Origin of the sequence: Pseudomonas syringae group sp. 243L2 (assembly GCF_032587875.1) — a bacterium.
In the GTDB taxonomy this organism is placed as follows: domain Bacteria; phylum Pseudomonadota; class Gammaproteobacteria; order Pseudomonadales; family Pseudomonadaceae; genus Aquipseudomonas; species Aquipseudomonas amygdali.
This window is the reverse complement of the sequence record NZ_JAWHPL010000040.1, coordinates 82,856-99,539: the sequence shown is the minus strand read 5'-3', so window position 1 is coordinate 99,539 and position 16,684 is coordinate 82,856. Positions and strand designations below refer to the sequence as shown.

General features: G+C 55.2%; 14 protein-coding genes, 1 tRNA gene and 1 pseudogene. 5 read left to right on the top strand and 11 right to left on the bottom strand.

Going from position 1 to position 16,684, the window contains the following annotated elements; all coding sequences use genetic code 11:
• Positions 1-864 (top strand): hypothetical protein, encoded by an 864-nt coding sequence (locus RYB66_RS23495; protein WP_316895598.1) that lies wholly within the window; start codon positions 1-3, stop codon positions 862-864.
• 190 nt (positions 865-1,054) lie between these two features.
• Here RYB66_RS23495 and RYB66_RS23490 read toward each other — a convergent pair whose 3' ends face one another.
• The 11 genes from RYB66_RS23490 to RYB66_RS23440 form a co-directional block, all read right to left on the bottom strand.
• On the bottom strand, positions 1,055-2,173 hold the full coding sequence (locus tag RYB66_RS23490) for a hypothetical protein (RefSeq protein WP_316895596.1): 1,119 nt from the start codon (positions 2,171-2,173) through the stop codon (positions 1,055-1,057).
• 1,000 nt (positions 2,174-3,173) lie between these two features.
• Positions 3,174-4,121 carry a chromosome segregation protein SMC gene (locus RYB66_RS23485; RefSeq protein ID WP_316895594.1) on the bottom strand — a complete coding sequence of 316 codons (948 nt, stop codon included), beginning with the start codon at positions 4,119-4,121 and terminating at the stop codon, positions 3,174-3,176.
• Between the two features lie 93 nt (positions 4,122-4,214).
• Positions 4,215-7,115 carry a DUF927 domain-containing protein gene (locus tag RYB66_RS23480; protein ID WP_316895592.1) on the bottom strand — a complete coding sequence of 967 codons (2,901 nt, stop codon included), beginning with the start codon at positions 7,113-7,115 and terminating at the stop codon, positions 4,215-4,217.
• Positions 7,112-7,393, bottom strand: a complete 282-nt coding sequence (locus RYB66_RS23475; protein WP_065088521.1) for a DUF3077 domain-containing protein — start codon at positions 7,391-7,393, stop codon at positions 7,112-7,114. The genes RYB66_RS23480 and RYB66_RS23475 overlap by 4 nt, the downstream gene beginning before the upstream one ends.
• A complete protein-coding gene (locus RYB66_RS23470; RefSeq protein WP_316895589.1) occupies positions 7,390-7,671 on the bottom strand; it encodes a hypothetical protein in 282 nt (93 codons plus the stop codon). Before RYB66_RS23470 ends, RYB66_RS23475 begins: the two co-directional genes overlap by 4 nt.
• On the bottom strand, positions 7,668-7,826 hold the full coding sequence (locus tag RYB66_RS23465; protein WP_005747070.1) for a hypothetical protein: 159 nt from the start codon (positions 7,824-7,826) through the stop codon (positions 7,668-7,670). The genes RYB66_RS23470 and RYB66_RS23465 overlap by 4 nt, the downstream gene beginning before the upstream one ends.
• 455 nt (positions 7,827-8,281) lie before the next feature.
• Positions 8,282-8,890 carry a hypothetical protein gene (locus RYB66_RS23460; protein WP_316895587.1) on the bottom strand — a complete coding sequence of 203 codons (609 nt, stop codon included), beginning with the start codon at positions 8,888-8,890 and terminating at the stop codon, positions 8,282-8,284.
• Positions 8,887-9,168 carry a helix-turn-helix transcriptional regulator gene (locus RYB66_RS23455; protein ID WP_316895585.1) on the bottom strand — a complete coding sequence of 94 codons (282 nt, stop codon included), beginning with the start codon at positions 9,166-9,168 and terminating at the stop codon, positions 8,887-8,889. The genes RYB66_RS23460 and RYB66_RS23455 overlap by 4 nt, the downstream gene beginning before the upstream one ends.
• Before the next feature lie 90 nt (positions 9,169-9,258).
• On the bottom strand, positions 9,259-10,104 hold the full coding sequence (locus RYB66_RS23450; protein ID WP_316895879.1) for a hypothetical protein: 846 nt from the start codon (positions 10,102-10,104) through the stop codon (positions 9,259-9,261).
• 271 nt (positions 10,105-10,375) lie between these two features.
• A complete protein-coding gene (locus RYB66_RS23445) occupies positions 10,376-11,611 on the bottom strand; it encodes a tyrosine-type recombinase/integrase (protein WP_017698698.1) in 1,236 nt (411 codons plus the stop codon).
• 167 nt (positions 11,612-11,778) lie between these two features.
• Positions 11,779-11,855: transfer RNA gene (locus RYB66_RS23440), tRNA-Arg, on the bottom strand.
• Positions 11,856-12,011: 156 nt separating this feature from the next.
• On the opposite strand from RYB66_RS23440, the gene RYB66_RS23435 reads away from it, so the two are divergent.
• The 4 genes and pseudogenes from RYB66_RS23435 to gabT all read left to right on the top strand — a co-directional run bounded on the left by RYB66_RS23435 (position 12,012) and on the right by gabT (position 16,654).
• The gene (locus RYB66_RS23435) at positions 12,012-13,280 is read left to right on the top strand and encodes an FAD-dependent monooxygenase (RefSeq protein WP_316895877.1); all 1,269 of its coding nucleotides are present in this window, start codon (positions 12,012-12,014) and stop codon (positions 13,278-13,280) included.
• Between the two features lie 45 nt (positions 13,281-13,325).
• A pseudogene (locus tag RYB66_RS26745) lies at positions 13,326-13,406 on the top strand (LysE family translocator); the annotation flags it as partial.
• Between the two features lie 331 nt (positions 13,407-13,737).
• Positions 13,738-15,180, top strand: coding sequence for an NADP-dependent succinate-semialdehyde dehydrogenase (gabD, locus tag RYB66_RS23425; protein ID WP_004662926.1), 1,443 nt, complete (start codon positions 13,738-13,740; stop codon positions 15,178-15,180).
• A gap of 193 nt (positions 15,181-15,373) precedes the next feature.
• Positions 15,374-16,654, top strand: a complete 1,281-nt coding sequence (gene gabT / locus RYB66_RS23420) for a 4-aminobutyrate--2-oxoglutarate transaminase (RefSeq protein WP_005732800.1) — start codon at positions 15,374-15,376, stop codon at positions 16,652-16,654.
• Positions 16,655-16,684 lie beyond the last annotated feature (30 nt).

The following is a 16,684-nucleotide window of genomic DNA, read 5'->3' as shown; positions in this document are numbered from 1 at the left end:
ATGCAATCAAGTCAAACTGCTTTATTAGTTAGGGAAATTGAGTCCTCTATTGCCAAGCATGGCATAATGTTCAGAGTATTTTTTAGAGAGAAAACACAGGCTTCTATTCAGGCCAAGGTATCTAAGAATCCCAATAAGTACGATGATTCTAAAAAGATACAAGATATTATTGGTGTTCGGATAGCACTTTATTTTCTTGATGATGTAAAAGTGGCGCAAGAGATTCTGGAGAATAAATTCAATTTTATTCCCGAGGATTCTCAAATCGATATGCTTGAGCACGAAAGCTTCAAAGCTAATAGGTGCAATTTAATGTTTCGCTTGCCGTCAAACTTTGACGTTACTTCAATAGTTGGAAGTGATCATATCGGCTTGGTAGATAATACGTTTGAAGTGCAGCTTCGTACAATACTATCTGAAGGGTGGCACGAGATTGATCATGATCTTCGCTATAAATGCAAAGATGACTGGGCCGAGCTTAACACAGAAAACAGAGCACTTAACGGCGTTTATGCAACTCTAGAAACCAGCGAATGGACATTGCTTAAGCTTTTTGAGGATATATCCCATACTCATTATAAGAATAAAAATTGGCGTGCCATGTTGCAGAATAAGTTTCGACTCCGCATGAAGGAATCCATTAAAGATAGCGAGGCTTTGAGCCTGTTAAGCAAAGTGCCTGATCTTGCAAAAAGTATTTATAGATATGATAGAAGTAAGCTGTTCGCTTGCATTTCGTCGCGACTACCTTTGCCTATTACTCTTTCAAATATTATTTATATAATTAATTTGGATGAAGTGAAGAATGCCGAAGTGATAAAAAATACACCTGAGGCAATTGTCCGGTGGTGGAATCTAAAATAAAAGATGATAAGGAGGGCTGAGATTTTTCAGTCGTCTGTATCAACCATTAGTGTGAGTTTGTATACGCTATAGTAGCTATGAATTATAGTATGACGCGAGTTTGAAGTTACAGCCGCAGTCGCGGCTGTTTAACGGCGGGATATCTAAATATGGCTGGAACTTGTTTTATAAGCTGGGGGTGAGCGCTGTATCAGGTGTCTCGTGTAGATGGTGATTTAGCTTCTAGGTTTTGAGTTTCAATCGCATCGTCTAACATGCTTATAATCTTTTTTTCTAGGCGACACAAAGGCGATTTTGCATGATTAAGCATCCAGTCCATGGGAGACGCGCCTAAGTCGTAGAGGTCATCCTCTATCATAATCTCATTTTGTCGGTTATTTGCAAGAAAGGGAATTTCTAAATATTGGGGTTCGCAGTTTTTATCGTTTACCTTCATGGACGTTTTGTATAACAATGTGTCTGATCGAGAAATCTCTATACATCCTGTGTGTGCTTGAACTCTGTATGCATCGATAGGGTTGAGCCTTGTCAGGCTTTCGAATTTCAAACCGCGGCGTGCATACGATCTACTAAAGTGTTTGAAGCACGCAGATACATAATCAACTATCGCATTATCTTTATATATGTCCTCCTCAAAAGGTGGGCAAGTGTGAAACTCATAAACAGTACTTCGCAGTTTCTCCATCAGGTTTTCGACAGTTCTGAACCGTGCTTTAGCATAAAAATCATTGCCGTTAGACTTGTCCGAATCATAAAAGGTGACTTCGACTTGGTCTCTGATATCACGCTCATTCACTAGGGATAGAGGTATCCTAAGCTTGAAGTTATGATGGCTTACAGCGTTACGCAACCGTTTGAGAACTCTCCTGATTGTGGGCTTCTCATGCAATTCATCTTTGATAATGTCAAACTTATCAAGGAACCATTCTGATTTAAGCTTCTCGGTGGACTTGTTGGGGATTTTATCTCCCGCAATTTCCCTGGCGATACCTAGATTCATGCTCATGTAGGCAAACAATGAACCTAGTCCCATAGGGAATTTCAAATTTCTTATGGCTTGAATTTCATTTGGATTATCCAGATGCCCGCTGATTACGCTTGGATAATCATCTGGTGTATTTATCAGTCCTTGAGAGTGTAGGAATTCAGCGTAAACGCTTAATACTGACCGAGACTGATGTTCTTTAGAGAAAATTGCAGCTTGAAATAACTCAAGAAATCTCATGGTTGAATGATAGCTAGTCATGAGGTCCAAAGATTCAAGCTGTGGGTCGAGTTCATCTTGTTCGAATAGCTTTTTGAGCGACATTTTAACCTCGTTTCAAATTTGGTAATTTAAGGTCGTATGAAACATGCTTGTATTTTTATTAGTGTTGAGTGGTGTAGTCTTTGGGATGACGTTGCTCGGTATTGAATCCTGCTTCTAAATGAGCTTGTTGGTAAATCCTTAAGTTTAGGTTAAAGCCCGCTACAGTTTTACAATAGACCTTATCGCAGCTCTACCGATCAAGCCTGTATATTATGTCCAAAGGCTGGAGGTGTTAATTATAACTAAAAATATTTATCGGGCGGCAGGTTCTCACATTCTATGTGCAACCTGCCGTCGTTGGCAACCTCTTACACGTATTCGACATCCATATGTGCTGGAATCACCTCAACAATATATAAATTGATGGTCTATGCAAGACCTCGAAAGCACAATGTGCATTCGGCAATTTGCAGCGTTAACATGCCTCCACCCACTATTTGGAATGCAGAATAGAGAGAGCCTGCTAGGCTAACTGAAAGCAACTCTCTCCACTAATAGGGCTAATCCTCATTGGAAATTTTATTTAGTGGATGCAGTAATCACAACAGAGTGATGGTTGATGTTGGAATTGTGGAAACATTTATGTGCGCTTAGGTTTTAAAGGCAGGATTTGGAACGCTTTTATAGCCTCTAGATTGAATAGTTTTTATCGTTCCTTACCCATGAGCTCTGAAAGAGTTTTATTGTTTTATCTCAAAACCAACTTTCGTAGACGAACTTAGCACATGCCGACTGTATCTTAAGATAAAAATACTATGCATGTTCTGTAGGTATTTAGCAGTAGCCCTATTAATAAAATTTGCAGAAGGACTGCTATACTTAAAAAATTCTGATAAAAAAAGGCCCGCTTGGGCCCTTTCTTGTCAAGCATATTTTATTTTTCGGGTCATCCCTCGATAACTTCCCCGTTAACCTCTTTGATCTTCAACACCTGCATTTGGCGGAGATTGCGTCGGTAGTTTTCAATAGTATATTCAGATGTGTTTTGCGACATCTTCGCCTATCGGACCAACTCATGATGTTCTGAACTGGCTTGTTCACCTTCTTCATTCTTCCGTTGCTCCTGATGGCCCACAAGTGCCGCCTGTTGAGACGTCGGAAAGTCGTTGAGCTGTAGCAAATCCTGCGCGCTGTGGCTGCGCGCCCGGTCGGATAGTTCATGCCACGTCCAGTTCCCGACCCTTTCGCCTGCTTGTGGAACGGCTAGTTTCAACAGGCTCACTTGATCAATGCCGAGCAGGTTGTAATTCGCCCAGAGCCTTCCGCCCACATCGAAAAGTGTTTTAGCGGCCTCGTTCCATCTCTCTTCCAGCACTGTCTGTGACAGCCACAGGGCGTTGCGTTCTATGCCCTTGTGCTTTTCCTGTGCCTCGGCGATGTACCGATCTACGGTGAGCAGCTCCTGCTCCAGCGCGGACATGATCAGGCCTTGTCGACGATTATGTTCGGCGGCGGTTACCAGGTTTTTTGCGGCTTTTTGCGCATTGGCGTTGGCGGTCTTTTCGCCTTCGGTGTCGCCCCATGCGACTGCCTGTGCATACGCAGTCGCAGCGTCTGTTTCGGCCTGGCGCGCTTTGGCCATATCCTCTGCTGCCTGTTGTTTGATCTGTTCCAGACGGATGCTGAGGCTCTGACGTTTTGCGTTCAGCTCCTGCTCATCGGCTTTCCAGCTGTTCATGGCCTTGGCGTAACCGGCCATCAGGGAATGGCTGTTGACGAGAGTCTCGCGGCGATTGATCTTCTGATCCAACAGGTCAGCATCGTGCTTGCGCGCATCGAAACGCGTTTTCAGCTCGTTGTATTTGTCGCGTAACTCACGCTCTTGGGCGGGCTCAATGGACTGCTCATTCTCCAGCGCGGCTTCAAAAGGCAGCATCTGGTTATGCAACTGGTCAGCCTCTTTCAGCAATTGATCGCGGCGATCTTTCAGTGCTTGGATCTCATTCATGTGTCTGGTCTCTGTTCAATTCGATTGGGAGTTGTATAAGTGGCTGGCGAGGCCGGGAATCAGCCGACGCTACCTCGATCAGCGGGGATGCACTCAGGCAGCCCGAGCCTCGCTTTCAGCCAATCCCGGAATCGTCTTCACGATGTAGCAGCGTTGCGTGCCCAGGCCGGGCAGGCGGACCAGGCTCGATGCTTTTCCGTCGTTCCCCGGCTCAATGACCCCGCGCTGAAGCAGCTCCTTGTTCACCGCATTGATGTTCATGCCCCGGAAGATCTCCGAGCGCCAGGACTCGGGCAGCACGTAATATGTGTTGGTGGTGTGCAGGGAGTCGCCCAAGCCGTGCTCCATCGTCTTGCGAAAGCCCAGCCGGTCGATAGTGCGCGGACCGTGTTCGTCGATCTTTGCCGCTGCCGATTCCCAGCGTGTAAATCGGCTCTCGCCGAAGCGCTCGATGACTTGGCGCAGTCGCGATACGATTGCGTCACCTTCGAAGTTACCGACGCCGCCACGCTCGTTCATCCATGCGTTGAGGCACACCCGAGCAGCGGTGGTGGCTGTGCCATCGGGCCAGCCAGTTATCCCCATCGCGGTGGCCAGCTCACCCGCTGCGGCGGCGAGGCCAAAGCGAGCGGCGGCACGGTGAGCTTGCCCGCTGGCCGACGCGGGTAACGATTGGGCGATAAAGCCTTCCAGCGTGCGGCGCAGGATGGCGGACCAAGCGTGGCGTTTGTCGGGCTCACACAGCGCTGTGAGAAAGGCGGTGAGCGGTGTGCCGTAGTATTTCGCGACTCGCGCCTTGAGCGCGTCGGACAGCGCCGCTGCATCATCGAAACCGTTGAGGGTGTCGAACATGCCCAAGCCTTTGCTGGCATCGGCTGGAACGGCGAGCATACGTACTTCCATGCCCGCTTTCAGCTCCTTGTTCGCTTCGGCCATGTGCTGGGCCAGCGTCTTCTCGCCCGTGGAAAGGAACAGCAAACGCCACTCCTGTACCTGCCGACCTGCCTGGCCTCGATCATTAGCCCGTGCCTTGCCGGTGCCGTTGCCGAGCATGTACACCGTCTCGCCGATGATGCGCGGATCGCACATGCCGATCTCATCCAGCACCAGAAGCCCGTCTGAGTGCGCAGCGGCGATGGATTCGAGTGCGTTGTCCGTGGAGCGCCACGAACGTACCAGGCGAGGTCCGCCGTAGATCGATGCAGCGACCTGCAGGTGCGTGGTCTTGCCGCCCGAGCTGTCACCGTACAAATGAAAGCCGCCCGACTCATGACCCAGCATGTGCAGCAGCGGGCCAGCCAAAGCCACGCCAACCACAAACGCCAGACGATGGTTGCCCACGCACAACGCGCCGATCTGCTCTTGCCATTGCTCAAGCGTGCCCGCTTCGCTGATCGGCGGTAGCTGAGAACCGGCCTCGTAGAAGTGCAGGTGTTCGCTGTGCACGCCTACTTGTTGTTCCGGTAGGAGAAAGGCGCTGTCGTGCCAGCCCAAGCGAGTGACCAGTCGAGCCCGTTGCGCGCTGTCGAAACCGCCGAGGTAACTCTGCAGGTCGTTACGTGCATTCCGGCCTGATCGACTGCCAGCCAGGCGCAGGCCCATGTCCACCAATGGGCCGAGTACGTCCTTGCCGAAATCACCGGTCATGGTGCGTGCCGGAATGTTCCAGCGTTTCTTGGCACCGTCCGGGTCGTCGAACTCCACGAGCAGGCCCCAGTTGTGACCTTTGTCATCGCGGGTCCGGGCGAGGATCTCCAGAGGCGAACACACCGGGCGCGCCTCGCCGTCGTCGCCTGCATAAAACACCCCCTCGGGAGTGAGGCGAAAGCCGCCGGGCATCAGGTCGTTTTTCGGTTTCGCAGGGCGCTTGGCCGCTGGTTTCGTCTTCGCTTTCGGTTTGGGTTCTGGCTGCTCTGTTGCCGGTGTTTCCTCTACCAGGCCAAACAGCTCGCCACTGCGCTCTAGCTCGACGAAATGGTCGACCGTCCAGCCTTTGGCAACGGCATCGGCGGCATCATCGCCGTCGTCCCATTGGCCATCTGGGGCGAACCCAGCGCCTTCGTTTTCCATCGTAGGTTTGCGCTTGAGCACCTCCAGCGCCAAAACCCGGACCGAGCCTGCGCCGACTTCCCGCAGTCTGTTCGCGACGGCTTCCATGCAGGTTTTGCCGCTGGCGTCGTTGTCCGGCCACAACAGCACTTCGCGGCCTTTGAGGGGCGTCAGGTCTGCTTTGTGCCAAGAGTTGGAGCCGTTCGGCCAGCAGGTGGCCACGTGGTTCGGCATCAAATCCGCCGCTGCGTCTGCGGCCTTTTCGCCCTCGCACAAGACCACCGCCGCATCGGCACGTAGCGCCAGCTCATCCAGGCGCAAAAGCGGTCGGGGCTCGGGCAGTCCTTGCCAGCGCCATTGAGTCGTTTCGCCGTCGCTGCGTTTGCACCAGGTCAGCGGCGCAAAGACTTTTTTCGGTTTGTCGTCCTCATCGGGGCCGAGGTCGAAACGGTACAACGCCATGAGCGGTTGACCCTGATCATCGCGATAAATCCAAACCTTGGACGGTGTGCCGTGCTGCCGGTGTTTAACCGGGCATTTGTTCATCGCCTCGGCCGGGATCGGCTGAATGGCGGTCCACTCAGGGGCTTTGCTTTTGGCCGGTGCGGGTTTTGCAGGCGCGGAGTCAGCAGTTACGCCAAGCAGCTCCGCCAGTTTGTTACAGGCCTCGACGTCAGTGCCGCCGTCGATGTAACGCACCAGGTCGATGAGGTCGCCGCCCTTGTCGCCGGTCGCGAAGTCAGACCAGGTGCCTTTGCTAATGCTGATTTTCAGAGAGCCTGCACGCTTGTCCGTTCGGGTGGGGTTGGGTGCGGTGTACTCCTTGCCGCCGTCCACTCGCTTCCCGTTCGGAAGCCAGTGAGCAAGGACCTTGTCGATGTTGCGTAGCGCAGCAGATTTCACCTGTGCGAACGAAGGGCGCTTTTTCGTGCCGGAGGCGCTCATGGGCGATCCTCCGTTGGAAGCTGCAGGCTGGTGGTAACGTCATCAATGATGGCCTTGACCATATCGCCCAGGTAATGGGCGGCCCACGCCGCGCTGCTGTCATCGTTCATGCCCGCTTGAAGCGTCAGTTTGTTGATGCAGTCTGTCAGCACGGAGGCGTGCTCTAACGCCTCTTCGCAGGAAACGCCCGCATTGACGCTAAACAGAGGTTGGTTTCGGGCGTTGTATTTGGCAAACGCGGTGTGCCCGGTGGTGTTGCCTTGAAAGGATGCACTCACAGGCTACCTCCTTGCGCAGGACCGCGGCCCAAATCGTCCGCATGAAGCGCCAGAGTGCGTATCAAACCCAGCGTGCCGCGCACGTCCCAAAGGGCGGCGGCGATGACATGGTTGGCCAGGCTCGGCCCGTCGTTTTCAAACTGGTCTTCAAGCAGCAACAGCACCGAGCTGGCGCGGTCGACGGCGCAGGTGATGGCGTCGATGTGAATACCGGCATCGGCTGTTGGATTAACACAGAGCAGGTCTTCGGGCAGGCAAAAACTCAGGGCGTTGTTCATTGGGCACCCCCTGCGGTTTCGAGGGCGCGTGCTTTGGTCATGTGGGCGTTGTAGCGGGCAAGGCGTGTGGCGAGGCTGGAATTGGCGTGTAAAGCGGCGAGAGCCATTGCACGTTGGGCAGCGGCGCGATTTTTGAACGGATTGAGACTGGGCATCTGGCAAAACTCCTATTGTTGAGGAGCTGCCACACTTCGTCGCCAAACGAATTAGGGTGGCAGCTGTGCGCAGGTTGGCGAACCGGGACAATAGGAACCCGGCAGACCCGAAGGTCTCCCACGCACAGCCGCCATAAAACGGGGATGCGGGCACAAAAAAAGCGCCTGCAATCGTAATGGGGGCGCCTGTGCGCCTACTGTAGATCGGGTCGCCAAACCCGGTCGCTGATTTTGCAGCGACGGCCAGAGAATAACGTCCGGTTTTGGTATGTGCAACTGTTTGAGCGACTTGCACTCGCGCTCGATGCGAAATACATTTGACGTGCATGTAGATTTACCTCAACGCCTCCGGTTGCCCCCGGAGGCGTTTTCGTTTGTGCGTGCGCCGAACCTGTGACGTGATAGCCCGGCGTTCTGGTGCCAGATCAGGGCCAGTAGATTGGGGCGGGGAGGGCTCAAGCCGCCTTCGCTTCGGTATCAAAAAGCGGGGCCGGGACTTCGCCTTTCAGCCAGGCGAGAATTTTTCGATCTTCGTTACATCGACGGCGATGCATGACCGTCAGGTAGTCCCTACGCTCGCTAATGCTCTGCTCGATGTAAGTCGCCCGGTCTTCTTGCAGGCGCATTTCGCTGTGTAGCTTTTCGCTGTTGGCCTGCTCGGTGGCGAGATCGGTGGCCACGTAGTCCTGCCAAAACTTCGACTCATTGGCGAAGCCGCCAGACTGGTCGACCAGCCAGTAAGTCACCCAGCCATTGAGGCCGACCGTTCGCAATGCCTTACGGCGACCTTCCTTCATCGCAAAATGGCCAGTCCCATGCACGCTGGCGAACTCGCGGCGGATCGCATGCTTGCGAATCCACTCGGGCACATTCCAAGGGTTGGGTCTGAGAGGAAGAGCCAGGCCGTCTGCATTGAAAAAGATCGCTTCTTGCTCCAGGCCATTCCAACTGATGCCCGCAATGGTGCGGCTCTTCCAGTTGAGCTCGTCCTGTCTGTAGAGCTGGAACCCGATGCTGTAGGAGTCGATGAAAGGTCCGTCACCTTTTGGGATGCGATTGTTCATGCGGCCACCTGGTCGCGAGCAGCGATGCGGCTGCGCGCCCATGCCTGGACTTCGGAAAGCACCCAGGCGACAGGCGCGCCCCTTGATGTGCTGTCGCTGAGCTTGACGGGCTGTGGAAAGCAGGAGCTGGGCTGCTGCATGAGCTTGTAAATGGTTGAGCGCTTCATGCCCACGATTCCCTCAACCTCGCGCATGCGAATCAAGGTTGAGGCAGCGTCGAACAGCAGCGGAGCGTTGGCAGGTGTTTCGCGAGAGAACTCGGTTACAGAGGTACTCATAGGGACAGCTCTCGATAGGTTTGGACTGACGAGAGCAATGATCTAGGCGAGGGATTTTAGCGGGCAGTTCACTTCCATTTGAAATTCTGGCTACAGCAGGTTGTGTTGCTTGAGAATCGCTTCAACCCTTTTACGTGTCAGCGGTTTCGACATTTCGAGAGTGGCCCAATCAGGACGCTCGCTTTCCGGCTTGGTAACTTCTCTCTCAAACCAACGGTGCACGGTTGTCGTGACATAGCGACGCGACATGCCATTTTCCAGCAACCCAAGCGCGTAGTTCACGATAGCTCTGTCACGCTGACTTATTTCGATTTTCCGATCTTTACCGCTGAGTACTCCCCCTTTTCGCCGAGTCGCCGCCTTGATGGCCTCAGCTACTGCGGGAGCTAGCTCGTCGTTGCGTAAGCTCGCCAGGTTCGTGATCGGCTCAAGGAATAGCGCATACAGATCAAGGGCGTTGATCCGGTCGTCTGGGCTCGCATGCGATGACACGTACTCGCAGTAGAAATCCCAAGGCCAGTCCGGCACCTTGCATGCCGGAGGGAAGGCATCTTGCTCGGCTGAGCGCATCCATTCACTTAGAGCCTCAAGTGCCTTTGCAGCGCAGGCCATTACATAGGCTGCGTGAGCTTGGTTATCTGTGGCGGAATCGCACCCAGTGAAATGACGAACCCAGTGGGCTACACGGGAGGACGCATCAGTCGAAGCGTACTGGAAAATTTGTTCTTCATGCTTGGTTGTGCGGATACACAAGGTGTCCAGGTCGCTATCAAAATCATCTGTTTGGATTCTTAAGCAGCATTTATCAATCAAGTTGCAGGCGTCGATAATCTGCTCATCGCAGAGGCTGTAAAGTGGCTGAGCAGATAGATAACTGATCAGACTCGCCGTTGGTTTTGGCAGGGCATCTAGTTTTTGAACATGGTCTAACACCATGAGACCTGAACCTACGTCCATATCCCACGCCCTTCATTTGCGCAGTTAAGCCAGCGCGCAGCACGCTCTGTGCGACTCAGGAAGCGGCAGGCCACCAGCGGCAACGGGGTCTCGGTCGTGTTACACGATTCAGCTACGTTACACACCGGGCGTAACTCTGATGCGATACGTGTAACTCGAAATAAATTCAATAAATTCAGATGGTTATGGTCTTTTGTTACACCTGAAACACGAGTTACACCGGTTTTGAGAGGGGTACGGGTGTGGCCAATCATACTGCCTTCCCGAATTGTCCCTGAACAACATTACCCGCCATGAGCTCATCGAGATGATCGGCATACCACTGCATCATGACTTTGCGTTGAGGTAGATAAACTGCCTTGTTATATACCCCTGCAATTCCTTCCTTCACGTGGGAAAGTTGCGCCTCAATATGATTTTCATCGAAGCCTTGCTCATTAAGGATCGTGCTTGCGATATGACGAAAGCCATGGCCTGTTTGACGTCCGGCATAACCGAGTCTGCGTAACGCCATGAGAAAGACGGTGTTGCTGCGGGGGATGGTTCGATCTTTCCGGCCAGGAAACAGCAGCGGGTATGCTCCCGTAAGCGAGCGCAGTTCAGTGATTGCTTCGACGGCTTGACGGGATAGCGGGATCACGTGTTCACGCCGACGCTTCATGCGCTCGGCTGGGATCGTCCACAGCTTTTTATTGAGGTCAATCTCTGACCAGCGTGCTTCTCGAACTTCACTCGGACGTGCTGCCAACAGCGCAAGCAAGCGGAGCCCCAAACGAACGTCCTTCGCGTGAGGGTAAGAGTTGATCGCACGAAGTAGGGCAGGCAGCTCCTCTACTGATACGTGTGCATAATTTTCAGCGCTACGCGTTTGAAGGAATTTGTTGAGGCCTTCGAGAGGGTTATGGATGGCGCGTCCAGTGACGCGTGCCAGGTCATAGATTTCTTTGCACGTGGCGCGGACTCTGCCCATTTGGTCAATGATCCCTTTCTGCTCCATGCTGCGCAGGAACTCCATCCACTCAAGAGGCAGGATCTCGGTATAAACCCGCTTCCCAAATACTGGAAAAGCGTGCAGCTCCAAAGCGCCAATGATTCGCCGGGCGGTACCAGCTTCCCAGCCCGACCGTCTTGAATCAAACCACTCCCGTGCAAGCGCTTCGAACGTGTTATTGGCTGCCTCCAGGTCAGCAGCTCTCCTCGCCTGTTTGCTGACTAATGGATTTTTTCCGTTGGATGAGTCTTCACGCAGTTGTGCAGCCTTCTGCCTGGCTAGAGATCCGCTGACTTCGGGATAGCCGCCTAGCCCTAACCAAGACCATTTCCCGTCTGGCTTTTTGTAACGTAATTCCCAAGACTTCTGGCCATTTGCTTTGACCCGAAAATACAAGCCGTTGCCATCTTGCTCCCGATAGGTTGCATCCTCTGGTTCCAGGCCGGAGAGAGTGGTGTCGGCTAAAGGGCGGCGCTTGATGTCAGTGCGTTTCACGGCTTGTATGCCTCCTGTTCAAGGAATTGCAAAGCATACACGTGGGCATACACGGCGTGAAGGTATAGGGGTGGACTGCTATGAACAGCCAGAGACAACAAAGCCCGCACGGGGCGGGCTTCTTGGGGTATTTCGTAGACTGTCTGAGACAGGTCTAGATTGCTATATGGTGCACCAGGCGGGATTCGAACCCACGACCCCTGCCTTCGGAGGGCAGTACTCTATCCAGCTGAGCTACTGGTGCGACGCGGGCGCCATGATACTCACATGGGTACGGGGCGTCCAGTTGCGGGCGGTGTGCGATACAAATCACCCAGCGCGCCACGCGACAACCTTTCATCAGCCCACACCCATTACCGCCCCCAAAGGAAGAGACCTGCGCTTCCGGCACGGCTCTGTGGTGGTGCATGATGCTCCCCATACCACTCAGCCAGATCGTTCTCACCGAGGGCATCTTATCAATCAGTTCAAAAGCATCGAGCGCAGCCCGTGCCGCGTTCTTATTACCGGGGCCAGTATCGCGGGGTGTGCCACGGCCTGGTGGCTGGCGCAGCGTGACTGTGATGTCACGGTTGTCGAGCAGGCGTCTGCCTTTCGCGATGGAGGGCAGAATGTGGATGTGCGGGGCGCGGCCCGGCAGGTTCTGCGTTTGATGGGGCTTGAGCAGGCGGTAAAGGAGCTCAATACCGGCGAGACCGGGCTTGCGTGGGTCGATGAGGACAACCGCACGGCGGCGCAAATTGATCTGTCCGGTCTGGAGGTCGATGGTCCGACGGCTGAGCTTGAGGTGTTGCGCGGGGATCTTGCGCGCTTGCTTTATGAGGCGTCGTCTGCTGATGCGTTCTATCGCTTTGGTGATCGTATTGTGTCGGTCGAGCATGATGCTGAGGGCGTATCTGTCACGTTCGAGAGCGGTGGCGAGGAGCGTTTTGATCTGTTGATCATTGCTGAAGGTGTCGGTTCGCGCACGCGGGAGCTGGTGTTCCCCGGCGAGAATCAGCCGCGCCGTATGGATCTGGCCAGCGCGTTCTTCACTGTGCCCCGCGCGCCGACTGATAGCCAGACGGCGCGTTGGTATAACGCGGTGGGCGGGCGCAGTGCGGGCGTTCGTCCGGATAATCGAGGTACGACGCGTGCGTTCTTTAATGTGCATGGCCGAAGCCACCTTGCGGTAGGCAACAGTGTTGCCGAGCAGAAGGCGTTTCTCCGGGCGTCGTTTGCAGGCGCGGGATGGGAGGTGCCTCGCCTGCTGGAGGGGATGGAGGCGGCGGAGGATTTCTGGTTCGATGATTTGCGCCAGGTGAAGATGGATCGCTGGTCGAATGGCCCTGTGGTGTTGCTGGGCGATGCGGCCTGGTGTGTCACGCCACTGGGTGGGGTCGGTGCTTCGCTGGCGCTGATTGGTGCGTATGTGTTGGCGGGCGAACTCACCAGAACCGACACCATTGCAGGGGCCCTTGCTGCGTACGAATATGTGCTGCGGCCTGTGGTGAAAAAGTCGCAGAACGTGCCGAAGCTGGTGCCGCGTCTGGTTCATCCTCGCAGTCGCACGGGGGTGAAGGTCCTTCGCGCCGTGCAGCGTTTGGTGGCAACACCCTTCATCAGCAAGCGTGCTGCCAAGGCGCTGACCCCGGCGATTCAGTCCTTCACGCTTCCGGATTATCGATAGCGCTACAGGCGTGCGTTAAAAGCTGCGCCGGGCCCTGCGGTGGTCATGGCGCTGTCGAACTCGATCAGCCACGGCCCGGCCAGGACGATGATCGGGTCGTTCGGCAATGCCTTGAGGTTGATCGTGACCTTCGCCGGTTGCTCCGTGGTCGCTCACGGCTTTTATGCGCTGCCTGATCACACTGCGGCTGCCTTGCGGTCAGGTTCGGCGCTGATCAGAAAACCACCACCCACCTCCGTACGCCCGTTCTTTTTTTCGAACGGGCTATTGTCCTTTCCCCCCGCAATGCCTAGGATTCGTTTGAGATTTCAAACGCTCTTGTTCGGTCTTCCTGCTTTCATGCGTTGCGCAGCGCTGGAACCCGATGGAATGTTTTCCTGGCGATGGCTTCCAAATAGGGTGCATCGATATCAATTGTTCGCATCGCCTCTCGGGCGGTGCTGTTTAGGAGGCCGACATGCAGCTCAAAGATTCCACACTGTTCCGCCAGCAAGCCTACATCAACGGCCAGTGGCTGGATGCGGACGGTGGTCAGTCGATCAAGGTCAACAACCCTGCCAACAACGAAATCCTCGGCACTGTGCCGAAAATGGGCGCAGCCGAGACGCGTCGGGCGATTGAGGCGGCTGACAAGGCGCTGCCGGCCTGGCGTGCGCTGACCGCCAAAGAGCGCGGCAACAAGCTGCGCCGCTGGTTCGAGCTGATGATCGAGAACCAGGACGACCTGGGCCTGTTGATGACCCTGGAGCAGGGCAAGCCGCTGGCCGAGGCCAAGGGCGAGATCACCTACGCCGCGTCGTTTATCGAGTGGTTCGCTGAAGAAGCCAAGCGCGTCTATGGCGATGTGATCCCTGGTCACCAGCCGGACAAGCGCCTGATCGTACTCAAGCAGCCGATTGGTGTGACGGCGGCGATCACCCCGTGGAACTTCCCGGCGGCAATGATCACCCGTAAGGCCGGTCCGGCACTGGCGGCGGGCTGCACCATGGTGCTCAAGCCTGCTTCGCAAACGCCTTTTTCTGCACTGGCCCTGGCTGAACTGGCCGAGCGTGCGGGTATCCCGGCTGGTGTGTTCAGCGTGGTGACCGGCAGCGCAGGCGATATCGGTGCCGAGCTGACCGGCAACCCGATCGTGCGCAAACTGTCCTTCACCGGCTCGACCGACATTGGTCGCCAGTTGATGGCCGAGTGCGCCAAGGACATCAAGAAGGTTTCCCTGGAGCTGGGCGGTAACGCGCCTTTCATCGTGTTCGACGATGCCGACCTCGACAAGGCGGTCGAAGGCGCGATGATTTCCAAGTACCGCAACAATGGTCAGACCTGCGTGTGCGCCAACCGTATCTATGTGCAGGACGCGGTGTATGACGCGTTCGCCGAGAAGCTCAAGGCGGCGGTCGGCAAGCTGAAGATCGGTAACGGTCTGGAAGACGGCGTCACCACCGGCCCGTTGATCGACGACAAGGCCGTGGCCAAGGTCAAGGAACACATCGCTGACGCGGTGAGCAAGGGCGCAACCGTGCTGACTGGCGGCAACAGCCTGGAAGGCTCGTTCTTCGAACCGACTATTCTGGTCAATGTGTCGAAAGATGCCGCCGTGGCCAGGGAAGAAACCTTTGGTCCGCTGGCCCCGCTGTTCCGCTTCAAGGATGAGGCTGAAGTGATTGCGATGGCCAACGACACTGAGTTCGGTCTGGCGTCGTACTTCTATGCGCAGAACATGAGCCGCGTGTTCCGTGTTGCCGAAGCGCTGGAATATGGCATGGTGGGTATCAACACCGGCCTGATCTCCAACGAACTGGCACCGTTTGGTGGCATCAAGTCGTCCGGCCTGGGCCGTGAAGGCTCCAAGTACGGCATCGAAGATTATCTGGAAATCAAATACCTCTGCCTGTCGGTCTGACTGACCCGGTCTGACTGACGTTGAGGTATTGCAGCCGATGATGCGCGAGAGCGACGTGTCATCGGCTTTTGTTGCACCGTAGTTTCCTGGTGGCCTGAAGGCTGCAGCAGTCGATCATCGTATGCTGCCGCAGTTGATCCGGTCCGCTTGATCCTTGACCCACGCCGACCGATGAGCGGCGAATGAGGAATACATGAGCAAGACTAACGAATCCCTGATGCAACGCCGCCATGCTGCCGTCCCGCGTGGCGTTGGTCAGATCCACCCGATCTTCGCAGCTTCGGCGAAGAACGCGACCGTTACCGACGTGGAAGGTCGTGAATTCATCGACTTCGCGGGCGGCATTGCCGTTCTGAACACCGGTCACCTGCACCCGAAGATCATCGCCGCCGTGCAAGAGCAGCTGACCAAGCTGAGCCATACCTGCTTCCAGGTGCTGGCCTACGAGCCTTACGTCGAGCTGTGCGAGAAGATCAACGCCAAAGTGCCGGGTGATTTCGACAAGAAAACCCTGCTGGTGACCACCGGTTCGGAAGCGGTTGAAAACGCCGTGAAGATCGCGCGTGCTGCCACTGGCCGTGCGGGCGTGATTGCCTTCACCGGCGCTTACCACGGGCGCACCATGATGACCCTGGGCCTGACCGGCAAGGTTGTACCTTACTCGGCGGGCATGGGCCTGATGCCGGGCGGTATCTTCCGCGCGCTGTACCCTTGCGAGCTGCATGGCGTGAGCGTTGACGATTCCATCGCCAGCATCGAGCGCATCTTCAAGAACGACGCCGAACCCAAGGACATCGCTGCGATCATCATCGAACCCGTACAGGGCGAAGGTGGTTTCTACGTGGCACCGAAGGCGTTCATGTTGCGTCTGCGCGAGCTGTGCGACAAGCACGGCATTCTGCTGATCGCAGACGAAGTGCAGACTGGCGCTGGCCGTACCGGCACGTTCTTCGCGATGGAACAGATGGGCGTTGCGGCCGACCTGACCACCTTCGCCAAGTCCATCGCCGGTGGCTTCCCGCTGGCGGGCGTGTGCGGCAAGGCTGAATACATGGATGCCATCGCACCTGGCGGTCTGGGCGGCACTTATGCTGGTAGCCCGGTTGCTTGCGCTGCGGCGCTGGCGGTGCTGGATATCTTCGAAGAAGAGCACCTGCTGGACCGTTGCAAGGCGGTGGGCGAGCGTCTGGTGACTGCGCTCAAGGGCATTCAGGCCAAGTACCCGGTCATTGGCGAAGTGCGTGCGCTGGGCGCGATGATTGCCGTCGAGCTGTTCGAAGATGGCGATTCGCACAAGCCTAACGCCGCAGCAGTGGCGCAGGTAGTTGCCAAGGCGCGTGACAAGGGTCTGATCCTGCTGTCCTGCGGTACTTACGGCAACGTTTTGCGCGTACTGGTACCGTTGACCGCTGAAGACGAGTTGCTGACCCGTGGGCTGGCCATTCTGGAAGAATGCTTCGCTGAAATCGCGTAAAAAGTGTGAAGTCGTAAATTGATTAATTTA